The organism is Catenuloplanes sp. NPDC051500 (genome assembly GCF_044454585.1).
In the GTDB taxonomy this organism is placed as follows: domain Bacteria; phylum Actinomycetota; class Actinomycetes; order Mycobacteriales; family Micromonosporaceae; genus Catenuloplanes.
Genome location: NZ_JBITDX010000001.1, coordinates 150289 through 171367, shown reverse-complemented (window position 1 = coordinate 171367; position 21079 = coordinate 150289). Strand labels below are relative to the sequence as shown.

Here is a 21079-nt window from a genome sequence, read left to right as displayed (position 1 = left end):
AGGGTTAGCGTGCGGCCACACCGATAGCAAGGAAGGCCGTCGATGGATCCGTACCCCCTCATGATCTTTAAAAAGCTGGTCACGGCCTTGGCCGTGGCGGTCGTGCTGCCGCTCGGTGCGGTCACGGCCTCGCACGGGCCGGCGGCGCCGCCCTTGCAGACCGTCACCGGTGGTGTCACCTGGACCACCGAACCGTCCAACAGCGTGCTGGCCGCCCAGGGTGCGGCCGCAGACCATGACCGGGAGGCGGAGCAGTTCTACTTCGTGCTGCCGGACCGGTTCGCGAACGGCGACCGGGGCAACGACCGCGGCGGGCTGGGCGGGGACCGGCTGAGCACCGGGTACGACCCGGCGGACAAGGGCTTCTACCACGGCGGCGACGTGCGGGGCGTGCTCGACCGGCTGGACTACATCGAGGGTCTCGGCACCACGGCGATCTGGCTGGCGCCGGTCTTCAAGAACCAGCCGGTGCAGGGCTCCGGCGAGAACGTCAGCGCTGGATACCACGGCTACTGGATCACGGACTTCACCCGGCTGGACCCGCACTTCGGCACGAACGACGATCTGAAGAGGCTGGTCAGGGCCGCACACGGGCGCGGCATGAAGATCTACCTCGACATCATCGCCAACCACACGGCGGACGTGATCTCCTACGCGGAGAACGAGTACGGCTACGTGCCGAAGGCCGCGTCGCCGTACGTCGACGCGGCCGGGAACCCGTTCGAGGACCGCAACTACGCGGACGGCAGCCGGCCGTTCCCGCGGGTCACCAAGGACGCGGGCCCGTACACGCCGGTGTTCCGGAAACCGTCCGACGCCACAGTCAAGGTGCCGGCCTGGCTGAACGACCCGGCGATGTACCACAACCGGGGCGATTCCACGTTCGCCGGGGAGAACAGCGAGTACGGCGACTTCTTCGGCCTTGACGATCTGTGGACCGAGCGGCCGGAGGTGGTCGACGGGCTCACCGACATCTACGCGGACTGGATCCGGGACGTCGGCATCGACGGCTACCGGATGGACACGGTCAAGCACGTGAACATGGACTTCTGGCCCCGGTTCGCCGCGGGCATGCGTGCGGCGGGCGGCGACGACTTCTTCACGTTCGGCGAGGTCTACAGCGCGGATCCGGCGCTCACCTCGTCCTACGTGCGGCGCGGCGGGCTGCCGGCCACGCTCGACTTCCCGTTCCAGGCCGCGGCGCAGGGCTTCGTGACCGGGACCGGGACGGCCGCCGGGCTCGCGGACGTCTACGCGGCCGACGACCTCTACACCGTGCGGGACACGAACGCGGGGCGGCTGCCGACGTTCCTCGGCAACCACGACATGGGGCGGATCGGGTCGTTCATCTCCGCCGCGGTGCCGGACGAGGCCGCGCGTCTGCGGGCCGCGCAGCTCGCGCACGAGCTGATGTTCCTCACCCGCGGGCAGCCGGTGGTCTACTCCGGCGACGAGCAGGGCTTCACCGGGCCGGGCGGCGACAAGGACGCGCGGCAGGACATGTTCGCAAGCCGGACCGCTGACTACCTCGACGACGACCTGATCGGGACCGCGTCCACGCACGCGGGCGACAACTACGACACGCGGCACCCGATCTACCGGACCATCGCGTCGCTCGGCGCGCTCCGGGAGCGGTATCCGGCGCTCGCGGACGGCACGCAGACCACCAGGTACGCGGCGGCCGGTGCGGGCGTGTTCGCGGCGTCCCGGCTGCTCGCGGACGAGCGGGTGGAGCACCTGGTCGCGGTGAACAACGCGGCGACGGCGCAGACGGTCACCGTCGACACGTTCTCGCCGTCGACGCGGTTCGCGCCGATCTACGGGGGCGGGGCGGCCGTCTCCTCGGGCGCCGACCGGCGGGTCACGATCACGGTGCCGGCGATGTCGGCGGTGGCCTGGCGTGCCGCGAAGGCGGTTCCGGGGCCCTCGGCGAGACCCGGCGTCACGCTCACCGCGACGGACAAGGCCGTGGAGGCCACGGTCGCCGGCGGCGATCCGGCCGCGACGGTCACTGTCGCGGCGAAGCGGCCGGGCGGGCGGTGGGAGCTGCTCGGGACCGCGAACCGGGCGCCGTACCGTGTCGCTTTCGACCCGCAGGGGTTGCCCGCGGGTGCGTCAATCGCATACAAGGCAGTGGTGCGAGACAGCAAGGGGCGAACCGCCTCCGCCACCGCGACCGCCGCCGTCGAGACTCCGCCGCAGGGCGCGAGCCGGGACTGGCTGGTCGTCCACTATCAGCGCCCGGCCGGCGACTACGACGACTGGAAGCTCTACACCTGGGGCGACGTCGACCCGGCGTCAGAGAAGCCGTGGCCTGACGGGCAGCCGTTCGCGGGCGAGGACGACTACGGCCGATTCGCGTGGGTGAAGCTCAAGCCGGGCGCGCAGAGCGTCGGCTTCCTGGTCGTGGACCCCGCCGGGGTGAAGGACCCGGCCGTGGACCGGACCGTGGACGTGACCGCGACGGGTGAGGTGTGGGTGAAGCAGGGAGACGGCACGCTCTATCCGACGCGTGAGGCCGCGACCGGCGAGCCCGCACCGCCACAGGATCCGGACACCGCGATCATCCACTATCGACGGCCGTCCGCCGACTACGACGGCTGGGGGCTGCACGTCTGGGACGGCGCGGCGACGCCGACCACGTGGGATGCGCCGTTGCGGCCGGCCCGGCAGGACGCCTTCGGTGCGGTGTTCGAGGTGCCGCTTGCCGATGCTGCTGCGGGCCTCAACTACATAATTCATAATAGCGACATAAAGGATCTCCCGAACGATCAGCGGCTCGACTTCGCCACGGACGGCCGGGAGGTGTGGGTGCAGGCCGGCGTGCCGGGCCGACTCTTGCCGGGGAGCACGACGACTGTGAACGCGGACGTGGACATCACGAAGTCCGAGGCGCAGTGGATCGACAGGTCCACGGTCGCCTGGGCGCGGCTGGCAACGCCCACCTACGGCGAGGGCGACCCGTCCGACGGTAAGGCGTACGCGCTGGTCTGGTCGCCGGCCGGTGGCATCGGCGTGGCGAACGGTGACCTGACCGGCGCGTTCTCGAGCGCGGCGCTGAAGGCCCGGCCGAACGGGCTCACCGAGCAGCAGCGGCAGCGCCTCCCGCACCTGTGGGCCTACGGCGCGCTCGACCTGCCGTCCGGCGTCGCAGTCACAGACGTGCTGCGCGGCCAGGTGCTCGTCACCGAGCGGGACCACACCGGCCGGCTGCTGGCGGCCACGGCCGTGCAGATCGCGGGCGTGCTCGACGACGTCTACGCGAAGGCGGCCTCGGCGACACTCGGGCCGGTCTTCGCCGGCGGCACGCCGTCCGTCTCGGTGTGGGCGCCGACCGCGCGTACCGTGCGGCTTCAGCTCTACTCCACCCCGACCGGGGTGCCGACGTTCACGACCGCGATGCGGCGCGACGATGCGACAGGCGTGTGGTCCGCGACCCCCGGCCGGTCGTGGGCCGGGAAGTACTACAGGTTCGAGGTGACCGCGTGGCAGCCCGCCGTGCAGCGCGTGGTGACCGCGTCCGTGACCGATCCGTACTCGCTCGCGCTGGCCGCGGACTCCACCCACAGCCAGCTGGCCGACCTGCGTGACCCGGCGCTCGCACCCCAGGGGTGGGAGCGGCTCGCGTCGGAGAAGCCGCCCGCGGTGCCCGCCTCGAAGATCCAGATCCAGGAATTGTCGGTACGGGATTTCAGCATCGCGGACCCGGCCGTGCCCTCCTCGGCGCGCGGTACCTATCTCGCCTTCGACTCGCCGTCCTCCGCGGGCGCGACCCATCTGCGGGAGCTGGCGGCGGCCGGCGTCACCCACGTACACCTGCTGCCGGCCTTTGATTTCGCCACCATCCCGGAGCGGCGTGCGGACCAGGCGCAGCCTCCCTGCGACCTCGCGTCGTTCCCGCCGGACTCGGACCGGCAGCAGGCCTGCGTGGCCGAGGTCGCGGCGACGGACGGCTACAACTGGGGCTACGACCCGCTGCACTACACGGTGCCGGAGGGCGGCTATGCCGTGCAGCCGGAGGGGGCGGCACGGACCGGCGAGTTCAGGTCGATGGTGTCCGCGCTCAACCGGGACGGGCTGCGCGTGGTGATGGACGTGGTCTACAACCACACGGCCGCGAACGGCGTCGACAAACACTCGGTGCTCGACCAGATCGTGCCCGGCTACTACCACCGGCTGCTCGCCGACGGGACCGTGGCGAACTCGACCTGCTGCTCCAACACCGCGCCGGAGAACACGATGATGGGCAAGCTCGTCGTCGACTCGCTCGTGACCTGGGCCCGCGAGTACAAGGTGGACGGTTTCCGGTTCGACCTGATGGGCCACCACCCCAAGGCCAACATCCTGGCGGTACGGGCGGCGCTCGACGCTCTGACGGTCGAGAAGGACGGCGTCGACGGCAAGGGCATCTACCTGTACGGCGAGGGGTGGAACTTCGGCGAGGTGGCCGGCGACGCGCGGTTCGTGCAGGCGACGCAGGCGAACATGGCCGGGACCGGGGTCGGCACGTTCAACGACAGGATGCGCGACGCGGTGCGCGGCGGCGGGCCCTTCGACGCGAATCCGCGCGTGCAGGGCTTCGCGTCCGGCCTTTTCACCGATCCGAACGGGGACGAGGTGAACGGCTCGCCCGAGGATCAGCGGGCGTCGTTGCTGCTTCAGCAGGACCGGATCAAGGTGGGCCTGACCGGAAACCTGGCGGGGTACCGGTTCGTGTCGTCGTCCGCCGGCCGCTCGGTGACCGGGGCGGAGGTCGACTACAACGGCTCGCCGACCGGCTACACCGCGTCGCCCGCCGACGTGGTGACCTATGTGGACGCCCACGACAACGAGATCCTCTACGACGCGCTCGCCTACAAGCTGCCGCAGTCGACGTTGGCGGCCGACCGGGCCAGGATGCAGACGCTCGGCCTGTCGACGGTCGTGCTCGGGCAGGGCGCCGGGTTCGTCACCGCCGGGTCGGAGCGGCTGCGGTCGAAGTCGCTTGACCGTAACTCGTTCAACTCCGGGGACTGGTTCAACCAGATCTCGTGGGACTGCACGGCGGGCAACGGATTCGGGCGCGGGCTCCCACCGGTAGCGGACAACGCGGACAAGTGGGTCTACGCGCGGCCGCTGCTCGCGGATCCGGCGCTTGTGCCCGGCTGCGACGCGATCAACCTGGCCGATGCGCGGTACCGGGAGCTGCTGCAGATCAAGCGGTCGTCACCGCTCTTCTCGCTCGGCACGGCCGACGCGGTGCAGCAGCACCTGTCGTTCCCGCTCTCCGGGCCGTCCGAGACGCCCGGGGTGATCACCATGCTGCTGACGGGGGAGGACCCGCAGTGGACGTCGATCACTGTGGTGTTCAACGCGACCCCGGAGGCGGTCGACCAGACCGTGCCGTCGCTGGCCGGGACGTCTGTCGCGCTGCATCCGGTGCTGCGGGAGTCGGCTGACGAGGCGTTGCGCGCGGCGTCGTTCGAGTCGTCGACAGGCACGTTCACGGTCCCGGCGCGGAGCGTGGCGGTGTTCGTGCAGTCCTGACGGTGCCGTGCAGTCCTGACGGTGCCGTGCAGTCCGACGGTGCACGTGCAGTCCTGGCGGTGCGCGGGTCCGGCCGATCGTCCGGACCCGCTTCGCTCACGGCCGTGTCGGAAGCGTCAGGATCTCGGCGCCGTCCTCGGTGATGGCGATGGTGTGCTCGCTGTGGGCGGTGCGGCTGCCGGTCGCGCTGCGAAGCGTCCAGCCGTCCTCGTCCGTGATCAGTTCGTCGGTGTCCGCCATGATCCAGGGCTCAAGCGCCAGCAGCAGCCCGGGGCGCAGCGTGTAGCCGCGGCCGGGACGGCCGGTGTTGGAGATGTGCGGGTCCTGATGCATTGTCGACCCGACGCCGTGACCGCCGAACTGGGTGCTGATCGAGTAGCCGGCCGCGCTGAGGACCGTGCCGATCGCGTGCGAGAGGTCGCCGATGCGCGCGCCCGGGCCGGCCGCGGCGATCCCGGCGGCGAGCGCGCGCTCGGTCGCGTCGATCATCGCCAGGTCGGCCGGGTCCTGCTTCGCGCCCACGATGAAGCTGATCGCGGAGTCCGCGACCACACCGTCAAGCGAGACGGCCAGGTCGAGGGTCAGCAGGTCACCGTCCGCGAGCGCGTAGTCGTGCGGGAGCCCGTGCAGCACCGCGTCATTGACCGAGGTGCAGATGAAGTGGCCGAACGGCCCGCGCCCGAACGAGGGCGCATAGTCGACGTAGCACGACTCCGCCCCGGCGTCGGTGATCATCTTGTGCGTCCACGCATCGATGTCCAGGAGGTTCGTGCCGACCGCGCTGCGGCTCTTCATCGACCGCAGGATGTCGGCGACAAGCGCGCCGACCGCCCTCGCTCGCGGCAGCTGGGTGGGGCTCAGGATCTCGATCATGAAGCGCCTTCCGTGCACACACCAATAACTATCCCGGCCATATTATACCGGTATTATTATTGGGTGGCGGCGCCCGGCCGTACCCGTGATGATCATGGTTATCCGGTTGTCGGCACCGCGCGGAGCAACGGCAACTCGGCCATGATCTGTGTGCCCCGGCCCAGCTCGGACGTGATCTTGATGCGGCCGGAGTGCGCCTGCACGATCTCCTTGACCAGGCTCAAGCCCAGCCCGGGGCCCTCGACCGCCGCGCGGACCGCGTTCGACGCGCGGTAGAACTCGCCGAAGACCCGGTCGACCTCCTCCGGCGGAATGCCGATCCCGGTGTCGCTCACCGTGAGCACCGAAATGCCGGCGTCGCCCACCTTCCGCGGCGGGATCGTGCAGCGGAGCGTGGCCGTCCCGGACTTCGAGGTGAACTTGGCCGCGTTGTCGAGCAGGTTGCGCAACGCGTGCGCAAGCAACTCCGCGTCGCCACCGACCTCGGCATCTGCCGTGCGGCAGTCCACTGTGAACGTCACGTCCTGAGACTCGAAGCGCGGGCGGAACTCGTCCGCGACCGCGTTGACCACGTCCGCGATCGGGACCGGCTTGTTCTTCGCCTTGGCCAGGCGCGGCCGGATCGACGACAGCGTCACCATGTCGTCGACAAGCGCGCGCAGGCGGTGCGCGTTGCGGTCGATGACGCCGATCATCTTCTGCTGCCCGGCCGGGAGCGGCGACGGGGCATCGCCGATCAGCTCCAGATAGCCCTGGATGCTGCTCAGCGGGTTGCGGATCTCGCGCGTGACGTCGGTCAGGAAGCGCTCCTTGTGCTCGTCAAGCGCCTTCACCTCGGCGAGCAGCCGGCTCTGCTCCGCGTAGACGCCCGAGTGGTGCAGTGCGCGGTCGATGTCCTCCCGGATCAGCGCCAGCAGGCCCAACTCGCCGTCCGGAACCTCGTACTCGCGCGGGAACGCCATCGTGACCGTGCCGGCCGCGCTGTCCGCGTTGCCGATCTCCATCAGGATCCGGCCCTGGCGGTAGTGGATGCCGGGCGGCGCCTGCGGGTCCTGCTCCGAGATCGCCGCGTCGATCCGGCCCGGCGCCTGGGTGAGCAGGCTCGGCGGCAGCGGTACCAGGCCGGGCGCGTGCCACTGCTTCAGGCGCATGGTGCCGGGCAGGCCGTCGAGCTGGACGTACACCCGGTCCGCGCCGATGATCGGGCCGAGCTTGTCGACAAGTTCCTGCAGCACTGTGTCGATGTCCAGATGCGCGCGGACCGCCACGCCGATCGTACGGGCCACCTCGCGCATGTGACCCTCGTGCTCCTGGCGGATCCGCAGCCGCTGATTCTCCGCCGCGAGCGCGTTCACGCCGTTCGCCGCGTTCTGCACCTCGGCGGGGCCGAAGACCGGCGCGCGCTCGCCGTACTCACCCTGTTCCAGTCGCCGCAGCGTGGTGGCGAGCCGGCGCAGCGGGCGGATGATGTCACCGACCGCGCGGTACGCCAGATACAGCGTCACGGCAAGCGCCACAAGCGTCACAAGCGCGGAGACCGCATTCACCAGCCGGATCAGGTCACTCGCCGCGGCCGTGGACGCGGCCATGTTCGTGTCGATCCGGGCGGTGGCCTGCGCGTTCAGGGCCCGGACCTCCCCGAACGCGGCAGTGGCCTCGGTCGCACTGACCTCCCGGCCCTGCGAGACCGGCTCCGCGAACCGCTGCCACCAGCTCTTGCCGAGCGTCTCCTGCCGATCCAGCAGCAGGCCCAGATCGGGGTCGATCGTGTCCAGAGCGCGCAACTCGTCCACCGCGGAGAGAAAACCGGCAGTCCCGGACGAGTACGTATCCAGGAACTCCCGGTTCCCGGTCAGCTGAAAACCACGGATGCCGGCCTGCACGTCGGTCAGTGACTGCAGCACCTTCGCGTTCGTCACGCCGGCCGGGGACCAGCGGTGCGCCACCTCGGTCATCTGCCGGGTCGCGTACTCCATCGTCACCGCCCGGGCCAGCGCGGTCAGCGCGAGCAGCACCACAAGCACCGTGAAGTAGAACGTCAGCTGCCGACCGGCCGACCGTCCCTCACCCGGCCCGGCATCCCGCCGCCGGGTGCCGGTGCCGTGCCTGCTCCTCGCCTCGCGCGCTGCCATGCCGCCGCCCGGTCCGATCCGCTTGATTTAGGTCTGCGGTGTCCCATCGGCCGCTGCGGGGCGTTTATGAGGGTTTGGCGGGTTCTTCGATGTCTTAGGAAAACGAGATCCAGTCGAGGTATACGAAGTCGCCGGAACCGCGGCTGACGAACGACACATAGACCGTGCGGGGGCCGGCCGCGGTGCTGCACGACACGCTGCGCGTCCGCCACTGCGACCAGCCGCCGGTGTTGTCCACCGACACGGTCGCGGCCGGCGACGTCCACGGGGTGTCGTACCGGACCTCGATCCGCCCGCTCGTCCCGGACCCGTTCGCGATCCGGACCTTGAGCGTCTTCGCCGCCCCCGTGCCCAGGTTCACGTTGTCGAACCGCAGCCAGTCCCCGTTCGCGATCCCGGACACCGCCTGCCCGCCGGACGCGCCGTCGAGCGCCGCCGACGCCACCCCCCACTGCCAGGCGAACGCCTCCGCCTCGATCTGCCCGGAGCCGGTGTCGCCACCGAGCAGCGGACTCGTCGTCGGCGAGGCGCCGGTCGGCGTGCTGCTCGGCACGCCGGCCCCCGGTGCACCAGTGGCGCCGGTCGTGCCGGCGACCGGCGGCACCGCAGCCGAACCGGCCCTGGCCGGACTCGGCGGCACACCCGGAAGCAGACCGTTGCCGGCGACCTGCCCCGGCGCCGGCGACACGAACGGTGCGCTCGGCGGCGGTGCGCTTGGCGTGAGCTCCGCGCTCGTGGTGCCGCCCGGCGCGTCCGGCGGCCAGTTACGGCCGGACTCGCCGGCCCAGTCCGCGCTGCCCGGCGTGTTGGGCAGGCTGACCAGGAGCCAGGCCGCCGCGAGCACCAGGACGACCGCGATCCCGACGCCGATCATCGTGCGGGACGGTCCCCGGCGAGACGGCTTTTCACCATCATCCGGGGGTACGGCCGGAGCCGCGCCCGGCTCCTCCCGCGGCTTCGGCGGGTCCTGCCTGTGCAGGTTCGTCGGCGGGTGCTCGCGGGACTGCGTGGTGGTCTGACCGCGGAACGCCGGGAGGATGACCGTGTCGTCGCCGGCCACCCGTGGCGCGGGCACCACGGTTCGTGCCGCCTCACGCGGCGGAACCGTGGGGAGGGCCTGGGTGGCCTGCTCCTCGGCCTGCTGCTGCGGTGGGTGCTCTGCGGCCGGGCGCGTCCGTGGCGTGACCAGAGGCATGACGATCGTGGCCTCGTGGTCGACACGGCCGGCGTCCGGCCCAAGCGTGGGGCCGTCACCAGGTATTACAGGCCCGTTGTCCCGGCCGGAATCGCGACTCGGCATCGCTTGGATTCTCCCTTGTCCCGCGGCGCCGCTGATCGTACTGTGCCCGGCCGGTTCTGCGTCGGCCGCGTCGTTTCAATGTTCTTCCGCCGTGGCCCGGCGCGACACGATGTCCGTGGTGTCTTTCAGCATGGCGACCGGCGCGGGCCGATCTCACCTCGGCCCGCGCATCCCACCCCGGCCTGCGCATCTCACCCCGGCCCGCGGAGTGCGTCGACCGGCTGCATGCGGGCGGCACGGATCGCCGGATAGAGACCGGCGAGGAGGCCGACCACGGCGCCGACCAGGGGAGACGCGGCGGCGAGGGCGCCGTCGACGACAGGAGTCCACTGGCGGGCCACGCTGATGGCGACGACGGCGAGGATGCCGGTGCTGGCACCGATGATGCCGCCGAGCAGTCCGATCACCATGGATTCGAACAGGAACTGCGCGGCGATGTGGTGACGCCGGGCGCCGAGGGCCCGGCGCAGACCGATCTCGGCCGTCCGCTCCATGACCGTCACCAGAGTGACGTTCGCGATGCCCAGCGCGCCGACGATCAGCGACACCAGGCCGAGGATCAGGAGCAGGCCGCTGACGTCCTGGGTCACCCCGGTGCGCAGCGTGGCCGGGTCGGGTGGCGCGTCGACCCGGAGGCCGGCCGGGTCGTTGGGGGCGAGCGCGAGCGGCGCCTGTTCGGCGATCAGGGGCGCGCCACCGAGCACCGTGGTGATCGCCACGGTGGCCACCGGTCCCAGACGGAGACCGTCGTCGGCGGCGGTCCACGGCATGATCACCGCGTTGGTCAGGACCCGCTGATCCGTGCGGTCGACCGCGCCGAGAATGCCGATCACGGTGTACGGCACCCCGTCGACAAGCACGGCGGGCTGATTGTCGATGCGGGTCAGGCCCAGTTGCGCGGCGGCCTCACCACCGAGCACGGCGACCCGGTCCCGGCGCTCCACGTGACCGGCGTCGAAGAAGCGGCCCTCGGACATGCCGGCCCGGGCGGCGTCGAGCAGCGTGGGTGTGGCCCCGACGACGGGCAGCAGCCGGTCCAGCAGCCGGGTGGGGTCCTTGACGGCGTTGGCGCGTACCGGCAGATCCTTGCCCTCCTGGGTGCGGGAGTAGGCGGCTACCGCTGTGACACCGTTGAGCCGGGCCACGTCGTCGGCCGCGGACCAGCGCACGGCCGGTGGCGCGTCGGGATCGCTTGACCGCGGCACGTGCACGGTGATCTCGGTGGCGGTGGCCGCGTCGAACCGGCCGGCGATCTGGTTGCCCGCGGTGGCGGAGACGCCGAGCGTGGTGACCAGGGTGCCGATCCCCACCACGATGCCCGCGATGGTGAGCGCGGTGCGGGCCGGACGGGAGCCGATGCCGCTGATCGCCTCACTGATCAGGTCCCGCCAGCTGAGCCGGCTCATCGGCGGGCCTCGTCGAGCAGCGTGAGCCGGCCGTCGGAGATGCGCACCTGCCGGCCGGCGCGGGCGGCCACCGCCAGGTCGTGCGTGATGACCAGCAGCGTCGCGCCGCCGGCCCGGAGTTCGTCGAAGAGGTCAAGCACCGCGGCGGTGTTGGCGCTGTCGAGGTTGCCGGTGGGCTCGTCGCAGAGCAACAGCGCCGGGTCGCCGAGCAGGGCGCGGGCGATGGCGGCGCGCTGGCGTTCCCCGCCGGAGAGCCGGCTGGGCAGGAAGTCCTGCCGGTGCCCCATCCCGACCCGGTCGAGCGCGGTGACCGCCTGCCGGCGACGGGCGGCGGCCGGTACGCCCGTGTAGAGGCCGCCGAGCATGACGTTCTCCAGCACGGTCCGGTACATCAACAGGTGGAAGGACTGGAAGACGAAGCCGATGCGGGAGCCGCGCACCTCGGTACGCTGCCGGTCGCTCATGGTGGTGGTCTCGACGCCTTCCAGCAGGTAGCGGCCGGCGTTCGGCACGTCGAGCAGTCCCAGCACGTTGAGCAGCGTCGACTTGCCGGATCCGGACGGGCCGACGATGCCGACATAGTCGCCGCGGGGCACGCGCAGATCGATGCCGGCCAGCGCGGTCACCGGCGGTTGGGTGGGGAAGATCCGGCTGACGCCGGCCAGTTCGAGGACGTACGTCATGAGCCGCTGACCACCACACGGTCGCCCTCGGCAAGTGCGGCCCCGTCGCGTACCCGCACCTCGACGTTGCCGTCCGCGGTCAGTCCCGGTTCCACAGGCACGTCACGGGTCTGGCCGGTCTCGGTCTGGACTGTTACCCGGGACTGCCCGTCCGCGGCGGTGAAGACCGCCGCGACGGGCACGGCGAGCACTTCCCCGCCGCTGTCGCCCACGGTGATCCGCACCTGCACCGACTGCCCGGCGAGCGCGGTGGCAGCCTTGGCGTCGTCCGGTTTGAGCTGGAGCGGCACGCCCGGGGCGGCCGGTTCCGCACCCTCCTCAGGGGTCTCGGTCGCGAACTCCGCACCCAGCCCGGCGACCTTCGCGGTGAGCGTGCCACCTGTGGAGTCGTGCAGGGTCGCGGCCATCCCCGGCTTGAGAAGCTCGGCGTCCTCGGTGGACACCGTCGCGTTCACCACCAGACCGGGGTCGGCGACGGTGCCGATCGGCCCGGCCGGTGCGGCGCCCGCCTTCGCGGTGACAGTGGTCAGCTGGATCGGCAGCTCCGGCAGGAACAGGATCTCGCCACTGGGGACGCTGATCCCGTACGTGCGCCGGAACTCGGCGAGGTCGGCCTGGGCGTCGGTGAGGGCCTGGCCACCGGCCTCCTTCGCGTCGGCGACGGCCCGTTCGAGCAGCCGCAGTTGCGCGCGCTGCTCGGTGGTGGGGGCCACGGCCGCGTACCCGTGCGCGGTGTAGAAGTCGCTGACAGCGGCGAGCACGTTCTCGTCGAGCGGACCGGAGGCCGCGACCCGGCGGGCCGGGATGAGCCGGACCAGCGCGGCGCGCAACTGCCGTACGTCGTCTCCCTCCGCACCGCGCACAAGCGTGCGGTACATCGGCACCGCGCCCTTGAGGACGAACACCGGCCGGCCGTTGACCTCCAGGAGGACGTCGCCCTCGCGAAGTGTCCGGCCGGCCGCGGTGGTCTTGGTGACCAGCTGCGGCCCGGCCTCCCCGTTGCCGGCGGCGACCGTACCGGTCAGGGAGATCGGTTGTTCCTTGCCGTAGGTGATCGAGCCCCGCGTGGTCACGGTGGAGGTGAGGATGCGCTTCTCGACCGGCACGGTGATCAGCGAGGCGGCCGGTGGCGTGCGGTCGGCCGCGGCGTCGGCCGGTGACTTCACCTGGGTGGCGACCAGCCACCCGGCGGCGCCGGCGGCAAGCGCGACGGTGGTGGTCAGCGCCACCACTCGGGCCGGCCGCCGGCTGGGGAGACGGAGTCGCACGGTCAGCCCACCCCGCCGCCGGTGGCGACGACCGCGCCGTACTGGGTGCGGGCGATTGTCGCGTACTCGCCGCGGCAGTCCAGGTCGGCAAGCGACGCCGTGATCTCCTCGGCAAGCCGCTTCTTCGCCTCGGCGGCGCTGACCTGCTCACCGTTGAACCGCGGCTCGTTGATCACGTCATAGACGGCGTTCTCGATCATGCCGGGCTCGGTCGACGCCACCTTGTAGCCCTTGCCGCGCAGGCAGTCGCCGTACTCGTGGGCGGCCTTCACCACGGCCGGGTCGGTGCGGAACTTCTCGTACTCGCGGTCCTTCTCGGCCTGCTTCTCCGGGTCGGCCTCGTTCGTGCCGAACACCTGCTCGTTGGCGGTGTCGGCACAGCCCGGCTCGTTACGGCCGTTCTTGCCGTCGGAGCTGAACGCCGCGTCCCACGCCTCCTGCCGGGCCGGGTCCAGCGCCTCCCGGATCTTGTTGTTCGGGTTGTCCTCCGGGTTGAAGTCCGGCTGCTTGACCATCGGGTCGTCCGGGAAGACCTGCTCGCTGTAGATCCCGAACCCGTACTTCTGCCGGTACGCACGCATTTCCTCGTCCGTCTTGAGCACGCTCGCCGGGCCGGTGAACTCGGCCGAGCGGGAGTTCATCTCCACCGGCGGCGAGATCTCATACTGGAAACCCTTCTCCTTCATGCAGTCGGCGATCAGCTTCTGGACGGCCTGCCGTTTGGTCGCCTCGTCGGACAGTCCGCCGGCCGCGGGCTGCCCGGTGGACGAGGCGGTGCCGGTGTCGGCGTCCGCGTCGGTGCCGCCGCAGCCGGCCAGCAGGGTCAGACCGGTGACGGTAACGGCGATGGAGATCAAGGTACGTCGCATGGGGGAACTATCGGACAGCCCGTGGTCGGGCGACGTAAGCGTTGTCCTTACGCTTTCTTTACCGTCGCGCGCTGGCCCGGCCCCGCCTGCGGCAGGACGACCTCGACGCGCAACCCGTCGCTGCCCGAGGACGTCCCGGTGATGCTCCCGTCGTGTGCCTGCACGATCGACCGGACGATTGTCAGCCCGAGGCCGACGCCGCCGCTGTGGTCGATGCGGGCCCCGTTGAGCCGCCGGAACGGCTCGAACAGCCCGGCTACCGCCTCAGGTGGTATGTCCTCGCCGGTGTTCTCGACCGTCAGTGCGGGTTCGTTGCCCACCACGACGGTGATCGTCCCACCCGGCCGGTTGTACTTGATCGCGTTCTGCACCAGATTCGTCACCAGGCGTTCCAGCAGCACCCTTTCACCGATCACCACCCGGGGCGCGAGCTGTGCATTGATGGCCACCCGGGCCTGCGCGGCACCGTGCCGATGCTCGGTGAGCACCGAGGCCACAATGCTGTCCAGCCGGAGTTCGCTCCGGGACGCGAGGCCCCGGTCGGTCTCACTGAGCACCAGAAGTGCCTCGATGAGCCGCACGTTCCGCTCGTTCGTCTCGAGGAGCTGCTCGGTGAGGACCCGCAACCGCTCCGGGCTCGGATTGCGGGCCAGGCCGACCTCGATCAACGTGCGCTGCACCGCGAGCGGGGTGCGCAGCTCGTGTGACGCGTCCGCCGCGAACCGGCGCTGCGACTCGTAACCGACCGCGACCCTGCTGATCATGGCGTTGACCGCGTCGGCCAGGTCCGCAATCGCACCCCGGCGCGAGCCGCTGTGCACCCGGTAGGAGAAGTTCTGCGGACCCAGGCTCCGGATCTGCGCCGCCAGATCGCGGATCGGCTGCCCGATCGCCCAGCGCATCCCCACCATGGCCGCCGCGGCCATGCCGGCCAGGATCAGCACAAGCATCACGGCGGACGTGACGTCATCATCCGTGGCGGCAGCGCAGAACCTGCCCGTCGAGAGGGAGTCGTCTGTACTCGTGCAGACCCGGACGCCCAGGAACAGAAGCCAGCGGCCCGGGACGACGGCGATCTCCCGGGACAGGAAGGCGCCGGCCATCAGCACCACGCAGATCAGGACGGCCCGCTGGAACGGCGAGTGCAGCCTCATCGGCCGAGCCGGTAGCCCACCCGCGGCACGGTGTGGATAACCGTTGGGGCGCCGAGCTTCTTGCGCAACGTCATCACTGTGACCCGCACGCTGTTGGTGAACGGGTCCGCATGCTCGTCCCAGGCCTGTTCCAGCAGATCCTCCGCGCTGACCAGGGCGCCGTCCGCGCGCAGCAGGATCCGCAGCACCGCGAACTCCTTCGGTGAGAGCCGCAGCGGCAGCCCGTCGCGGGACACGGTGTGCCGCGGGACGTCGAGCACGATCCCGTCCCGTTCCAGCACCGGTTTCTGCGCCTGGTTCGCCCGCCTGCCGAGCGCCTGCACCCGGGCCACCAGCTCGGCGAACGCGAACGGCTTCGTCAGGTAGTCGTCGGCGCCCAGACCGAGCCCCTCGACCCGGTCCCGGATCCCGGCCGCGGCGGTCAGCAGCAGCAACCGGGTGTCGATGCCGGCGTCCACGACGTGCTGGCACAGCTCGTCACCGGTCAGGCCCGGCATGTCCCGGTCGAGGATCGCCACGTCGTACCGGTTGACCGTGATTCGTTCAAGCGCCGCGTCACCGTCGTAGACGACGTCGACGGCCATCGCGAAGTCTCGCAGGCCGTCGGCGGTCGTGTCCGCCAGGATCCGTTCGTCATCGGCGATCAGTACCCGCATGCCAGCGCCACCCCCGGCTGATGACTATGGCAGCACCGGCATAAAAGTTCGATAAGCACCGCCGCCTGGTACGACTGATGAGCGCGGTCTGCGTGATCCGGCCGCAGACCGCGCTCACCGTTCAGCCGGCGGTGATGGACCAGGTCAGCTCGTGCGTTCTGGTGTTACCGTCGGAATCGGTGGCGGTCAGCGTGACCTCATATTCGCCGATGGTGGCCGGTGTGCCGTGGACCCGCCCCGTGTTCGGGTCCAGTTGAAGGCCCGGCGGCAGTCCTGTGGCGCTGAGCTGGACCTTCTGCCGCTGCGGGTGGGAGAACTGGATGTAGTGGTAGGTAGGTGCGCCGGCAACGTCCCACCAGCCTCCGACGAATTTGATCTTCGGTCCGATCGGCGCTGTCGGAACCGGCTTGGTGCCGTCGACGCCTACCGCAGCCCAGGCGGCGGTAACTGTCTGTGCCTCGACGCTTCCGGCCCCGTAGAGGTCAGCCGCGGCCCGTCGTGTCGCCTCCCGGGCGCCCGCGTAGTCGGTGTTCGGGACCATGTAGACGGTAAGCGCGCGGTACCAGATCCGGCCGGCCTTGTCGTTGCCGAGACCTGTGACCGCAGGGGCGCCGCCGCACGTAGGGCTGTCGCCCCAGCGTGAGGGGCCGCTGCCGACCGCCAACTGGTAGAAGAACTTGATCGCCGGTCCGGCAATCACGTGCGTGTCGTCCTGGTCGGCAAGCGTGGGATCCCAGCAGCCGGCAGCGGGCGCGTCCATGCGCCGTAGAGGACCGCCACTCGTGCTCTCGCCGATCGTGTAATCGGGGGTGTCCGTCCGGTTGGCGGCGGCGAACTCGACAAGCGTGCCGATGATGTCGCTGCTGGCCTCGTTCAGACCACCCGACTCGCCGTGGTTGTCGAAGCCGGCGGTGAGTCCCGACAGCCCGTGGCCCAACTCGTGCGCGACGACGTCAATGGTGTTCATCGACCGCCCCCCGGCCGCCGGCGGCGACAGCAGCACACACCTGCAGTCCGCCTCATAGGAGGCGATACCGTCCCCCGCCTCGCCGGCATTCGTAAAGAGAACAGGCCCGGTGCCGTCCCCCGCGACCCCCGCCCGCTTATGCACCCTGAGCAGATAGTCCCAGGTCATTTCCGCTGCGTAATACGCATCGACATTCGCGGTTACCGGATCGTCGGCAACGCCGTTCCCCCAGCGGTCGTCAGCGTCGGTAACCCGCTCGCCACTGTAGGCCCCACCGAAGTACCCGCCGTTCAGATCGCGGACCTCAATGCCGCCACGGCTCGGGTCAACGAGCACAAACCCGTCAGCCCCCGCCGCCCGCGTCACGATGCTCACCGACCCACTGTGATAACCACGCCCAGTGCCATGGCCACCGGTCGCAGCGTTCACAGTCGCAATGCCGGCGGAGGCCACAACGACGCCACCCGTCACCACAAGCGGCACCAGCCACCGCCGGCCCAGCCACGTCACCGATCCGCGACGCCCAGCCAATATGTCATCCATACCCACAAAACATAAGAGCCACTACATAAACAAAGCGTAAGACCCATCCGTCAGGGTCCGAACGAGCCCTCGCCAATCCCTCGACCACAACGTGACGCAACCGCACCTGCGACGGAGCCAAAAACAGCATTCTTACTCTCGGCTCAAAACACCCCGACTGCGCTCCGCTATAACCCCTGCCCAGCGGCTACACCAAGCCTAAAATGCAGACTGCCGCCGCCCCACTAAACGTGCCCCGGAGGGTGTCGGGGGGGGGGGGGGGGCGGGGGGGGGAAAAAAAAACCCCCCCCCACAGCTCCCACACCCCCCCCCCCCCCCCCCCCCCCCCCGACACCCCACCCAGCGCAACCCGCAAGACCAGGATCAGAAGCAACGAGCATCGCGACCCGCCTCACACCCCAGGAAGCCGCACCCCGGCAGAACGCTGAGCGTCGAGCCACCCCTCCACCTCAGCCGAACTCCGAGGAAGCCCCGCCGACAGGTTCACCGCCCCCTCAGCCGTAACCAGGATGTCGTCCTCGATGCGGATCCCGATCCCTCGAAGCTCCGCAGGCACAAGGTCATCCTCAGGCTGGAAGTAGAGCCCCGGCTCGACGGTGAGGACGAAGTTCTCGCCGAGTTCGCCGTCGCGGTAGGTCTCTTTGCGGGCGTGGGCGCAGTCGTGGACGTCAAGGCCGAGCATGTGGCCGAAGCCGTGGAGGGTCCAGCGGCGATAGACGGTGGAGGCGGGGTCCATGGCCTCGTCCGCGCTGACGGGGAGGACGCCGAGGTCGGAGAGGCCGTCGGCGAGGACGCGCATGCAGGTTTCGTGGACGTCCTTGAACTTCACGCCGGGCTTGATCAGGTCGATGCCCGCTTGCTGTGAGGCGTGGACGATGTCGTAGACCTGGCGCTGGAGGGGGGTGAAGGTGCCGCTGACCGGGATGGTGCGGGTGACGTCGGCGGTGTAGAGGTGATTACCTTCGACGCCCATGTCCATCAACAGCAGCTCACCGGGGGTGGTGGTGCCGTTGTTGCGTACCCAGTGGAGGATCGTGGCATGTGATCCGGCGCCGACGATGGAGCCGTAGCCGACGTCGTTGCCGTCGTGGCGGGCGCGGAGGCCGAAGACGCCTTCGATGAGGCGTTCGGAGATGCCGCGGTCGGCGGGGATGATGCGGGCCGCGTCCTCGAAGCCGAGGACTGTGGCGTCGACGGCGGCACGGAGTTGGGCGATCTCCCACTCGTCCTTGACGAGCTTGAGTTCGGAGAGGGTCCAGGCGAGTTCGCGGTCGCGGTCGCCGGCCTTCTCCGGGTCCCAGGGGCGGATGGCGAGGTCGACGCGCGGGTCGAGCCGGCGGAGGACGCGGGTGCGGCCGGGAGCGCAGTCGGCGAGCGCGCGGGCGGAGTCGTGGAGTGCCGCGGTGTCGATGCCGAGGAGCGCGGACTTCTCGGCGAGGGTGTGGCGGCGGCCGACCCACAGTTCGCCGTCACGGCTGCGGAAGAACTCGTCGGTCTCCCGGGAGGACCGCGGGCGGGTGTAGAGGACCGCGTCGTGGCCGTCGCCGTTGGGGCGCATGATGAGCACGCCGTCGGGGTCGTGGTCGCCGGTGAGGTAGACGAAGTCGCTGCCGGGGCGGAACGGGTGGTCGGTGTCGTTGGCACGGACCTTCTCCCGGCCGGTCGGGATGACAAGAGTCTCGCCGGGGAACGCGGCGGAGAGTTTGGCGCGACGGGCCGCGTACCGGTCGGCTTCGGGCTGTGCGGCGACCGTGAGTGAGTCGTCCCGCCACCCGGAGCGCATGAACTGCAGCAGCGCCTCGGGGAAGTCGGGGTCGTGCGACTCCGTCTTCGGGGCCTCTTTCTCGGTCATGGGCCTGCCTCCCGGGGTAGCGCACACAGGTGGGGGTGGCCTGTGGCGTCGAGGATTATCCCTTCGACGTTACCGCGTCGTCACGGGTTCTGGCGTGCCCACCCGCGTCCAATTGATCATGATCGGGATGCTCACCGGTTCCAGCGGGCGTCGAGGTCGGCGATCGTGGGCATCGCGACGGCGCCGCCGATCCGCTCGCAGACCAGTGCGGCCACGGACAGCGCGAACTCGACGTGGGCCTGCCACTCGTCGTGGCTGGTCGGGCGGCCGGAGGGCAGCAGCCGGTAGGTGAGTGCGGCCATCACCGAGTCGCCGGCGCCGGTGGCGTCCACCGCGTCGACGACCGGCGCGGGCACGAACGACTCCCGGTCGCCGGTGGAGACCAGTGCGCCGCGCGCGCCCTCGGTGACCACCACGACCGGCGCGCCGAGCGCGTGCAGCCGGCGCGCGGCCTCGGCCGGCTCGGTGCCGTAGAGCGCCTCCGCGTCCACCGAGCTGAGTTTGACCAGGTCGGCGCGGGCGGCGAAGTCGGCGACGATCGCGCGCTGGCGGTCCCAGGCGGCCGCGTCCGGGAGAAGGCGGGGGCGCACGTTCGGGTCGAAGACGCGCAGCGGGCCGTCGGTGTTCCAGGCGGCGCGGGCGGTGGTGGCGAACGGCTCGCGGAGCAGGCTGATCGAGCCGCAGTAGAGCACGGCGGCGCCCTCTACCAAGCCGGCCGGGAGGTCGGCGGCCTGGTAGAGCGCGTACGCCGGGGGTTCGCCGTAGAAGCGGAAGTCCGGCTCCGCGCCGTCGAACGTGGCCACCGCGAGCGCGGTCGGCTCGGGGATGCGGACGACCGCGCGGGTGCCGACGCCGGTACCGGTCAGGAACGTGGCGATCCGGCCGGCGAGCGCGTCGTCGCCGAGCGCGCCGCCGAACTCGACGTGCCCGGGGCCGGCCAGGCGGGCGATGCCGGCGGCGACGTTGAGCGGTGCGCCACCGATCACCTCACGGTACGCCGGGGCGCCGTCGAACTCGGTCTCCTGCAGGTCGATAAGCGATTCGCCGAGCACCACCGCGTAGGTCATGTCGCGCCTTCCCGGAAAGTTTTTCCCTGATCATCCCAGGCGGTCCGCCTGACCGGCGAGTACAACCCTGGGACAATGGTCCTTGAAATATCATGATTTGTCGGGTTTTGTTGTTTTGCAGTGGTGGAGGAGCGGGCGTATGCGACGAGCAATCATGGCCGGGCTCGGGCTGACGGGGCTGCTCGCGGCGGCCGGCGGCTGCGGATCCGCGGAGAAGGATGCCGCGCTGCCCTCCACCGGCACCACCGCGTCCGTGCTGCGCGCCTACGCCGAGAGTGGCACCTTCGCCGCCTGGGCCGACGACCAGACCGCGATCACGTACGACCCCGCGCTGGTCCCGATCGGCGCCAACGCGACGGTCACGGTCTCGCCCGCGGTGGTGGAGACAGTGGTCCAGCTCGACATCCAGGGCCTGCTGCCGTCCCGCGGATACGGCGCGCACCTGCACACCAACGTCTGCGGTGCCAAGCCCGACGACGCCGGCCCCCACTACCAGCACCACCACGACCCCAAGGCGGCCGCCTCCCCGCCGTCCGTCGACCCGTCCTTCGCCAACCCGAGCAACGAGGTCTGGCTCGACTTCACCACGGACGTCGCCGGCACCGCCTCGGTGAGCTCGACGGTGCAGTGGCGCTTCGACCAGACCACGCCGCCACGCTCCCTGATCATCCACACCGAGCACACCAAGACCGCCCCCGGCAAGGCCGGTACGGCCGGCACCCGCCTCGCCTGCATCACGCTCCCGGAGTAGCGGCCCGGGTCAGTTCAGGTCGACGACCAGAT

Annotated in this window: 14 protein-coding genes; 2 read left to right on the top strand and 12 right to left on the bottom strand. The window is 70.6% G+C overall.

Features of this window, described 5'->3' with window-relative positions:
- The first annotated feature begins 42 nt into the window (after positions 1 to 42).
- Complete coding sequence (gene pulA, locus ACIA8K_RS00685; RefSeq protein ID WP_396053456.1) at positions 43 to 5526, top strand: pullulanase-type alpha-1,6-glucosidase; 5484 nt, start codon at positions 43 to 45, stop codon at positions 5524 to 5526.
- A 96-nt stretch (positions 5527 to 5622) separates the two neighbouring features.
- On the opposite strand, the gene map is transcribed toward pulA, so the two are convergent.
- The 12 genes from map to ACIA8K_RS00625 form a co-directional block, all read right to left on the bottom strand.
- Positions 5623 to 6399 carry a type I methionyl aminopeptidase gene (gene map, locus ACIA8K_RS00680; protein ID WP_396053454.1) on the bottom strand — a complete coding sequence of 259 codons (777 nt, stop codon included), beginning with the start codon at positions 6397 to 6399 and terminating at the stop codon, positions 5623 to 5625.
- 98 nt (positions 6400 to 6497) lie between these two features.
- Complete coding sequence (locus ACIA8K_RS00675) at positions 6498 to 8531, bottom strand: ATP-binding protein (protein WP_396053452.1); 2034 nt, start codon at positions 8529 to 8531, stop codon at positions 6498 to 6500.
- Between the two features lie 94 nt (positions 8532 to 8625).
- Positions 8626 to 9726, bottom strand: coding sequence for a carbohydrate-binding protein (locus ACIA8K_RS00670; RefSeq protein WP_396053450.1), 1101 nt, complete (start codon positions 9724 to 9726; stop codon positions 8626 to 8628).
- Positions 9727 to 10022: 296 nt separating this feature from the next.
- Positions 10023 to 11237 carry an ABC transporter permease gene (locus ACIA8K_RS00665; protein WP_396053448.1) on the bottom strand — a complete coding sequence of 405 codons (1215 nt, stop codon included), beginning with the start codon at positions 11235 to 11237 and terminating at the stop codon, positions 10023 to 10025.
- Positions 11234 to 11920: an ABC transporter ATP-binding protein gene (locus ACIA8K_RS00660; protein WP_396053446.1), complete on the bottom strand. Its 687-nt coding sequence runs from the start codon at positions 11918 to 11920 to the stop codon at positions 11234 to 11236. Before ACIA8K_RS00660 ends, ACIA8K_RS00665 begins: the two co-directional genes overlap by 4 nt.
- The gene (locus ACIA8K_RS00655) at positions 11917 to 13188 is read right to left on the bottom strand and encodes a hypothetical protein (RefSeq protein WP_396053444.1); all 1272 of its coding nucleotides are present in this window, start codon (positions 13186 to 13188) and stop codon (positions 11917 to 11919) included. Before ACIA8K_RS00655 ends, ACIA8K_RS00660 begins: the two co-directional genes overlap by 4 nt.
- Before the next feature lie 2 nt (positions 13189 to 13190).
- Positions 13191 to 14057, bottom strand: coding sequence for a hypothetical protein (locus tag ACIA8K_RS00650; protein WP_396053443.1), 867 nt, complete (start codon positions 14055 to 14057; stop codon positions 13191 to 13193).
- Positions 14058 to 14104: 47 nt separating this feature from the next.
- Positions 14105 to 15211, bottom strand: a complete 1107-nt coding sequence (locus ACIA8K_RS00645) for a sensor histidine kinase (RefSeq protein WP_396053441.1) — start codon at positions 15209 to 15211, stop codon at positions 14105 to 14107.
- Positions 15208 to 15867, bottom strand: a complete 660-nt coding sequence (locus ACIA8K_RS00640; RefSeq protein ID WP_396053439.1) for a response regulator transcription factor — start codon at positions 15865 to 15867, stop codon at positions 15208 to 15210. The genes ACIA8K_RS00645 and ACIA8K_RS00640 overlap by 4 nt, the downstream gene beginning before the upstream one ends.
- A gap of 121 nt (positions 15868 to 15988) precedes the next feature.
- A complete protein-coding gene (locus ACIA8K_RS00635) occupies positions 15989 to 17377 on the bottom strand; it encodes a M4 family metallopeptidase (protein ID WP_396053437.1) in 1389 nt (462 codons plus the stop codon).
- A 391-nt stretch (positions 17378 to 17768) separates the two neighbouring features.
- Positions 17769 to 19229 (bottom strand): aminopeptidase P family protein, encoded by a 1461-nt coding sequence (locus ACIA8K_RS00630; protein WP_396053435.1) that lies wholly within the window; start codon positions 19227 to 19229, stop codon positions 17769 to 17771.
- 131 nt (positions 19230 to 19360) lie between these two features.
- Complete coding sequence (locus ACIA8K_RS00625; protein WP_396053433.1) at positions 19361 to 20296, bottom strand: carbohydrate kinase; 936 nt, start codon at positions 20294 to 20296, stop codon at positions 19361 to 19363.
- A 139-nt stretch (positions 20297 to 20435) separates the two neighbouring features.
- Here ACIA8K_RS00625 and ACIA8K_RS00620 point away from each other — a divergent pair, with 139 nt between their 5' ends.
- Positions 20436 to 21047, top strand: coding sequence for a superoxide dismutase (locus ACIA8K_RS00620; RefSeq protein ID WP_396053431.1), 612 nt, complete (start codon positions 20436 to 20438; stop codon positions 21045 to 21047).
- The last annotated feature ends 32 nt before the right edge of the window (positions 21048 to 21079 follow it).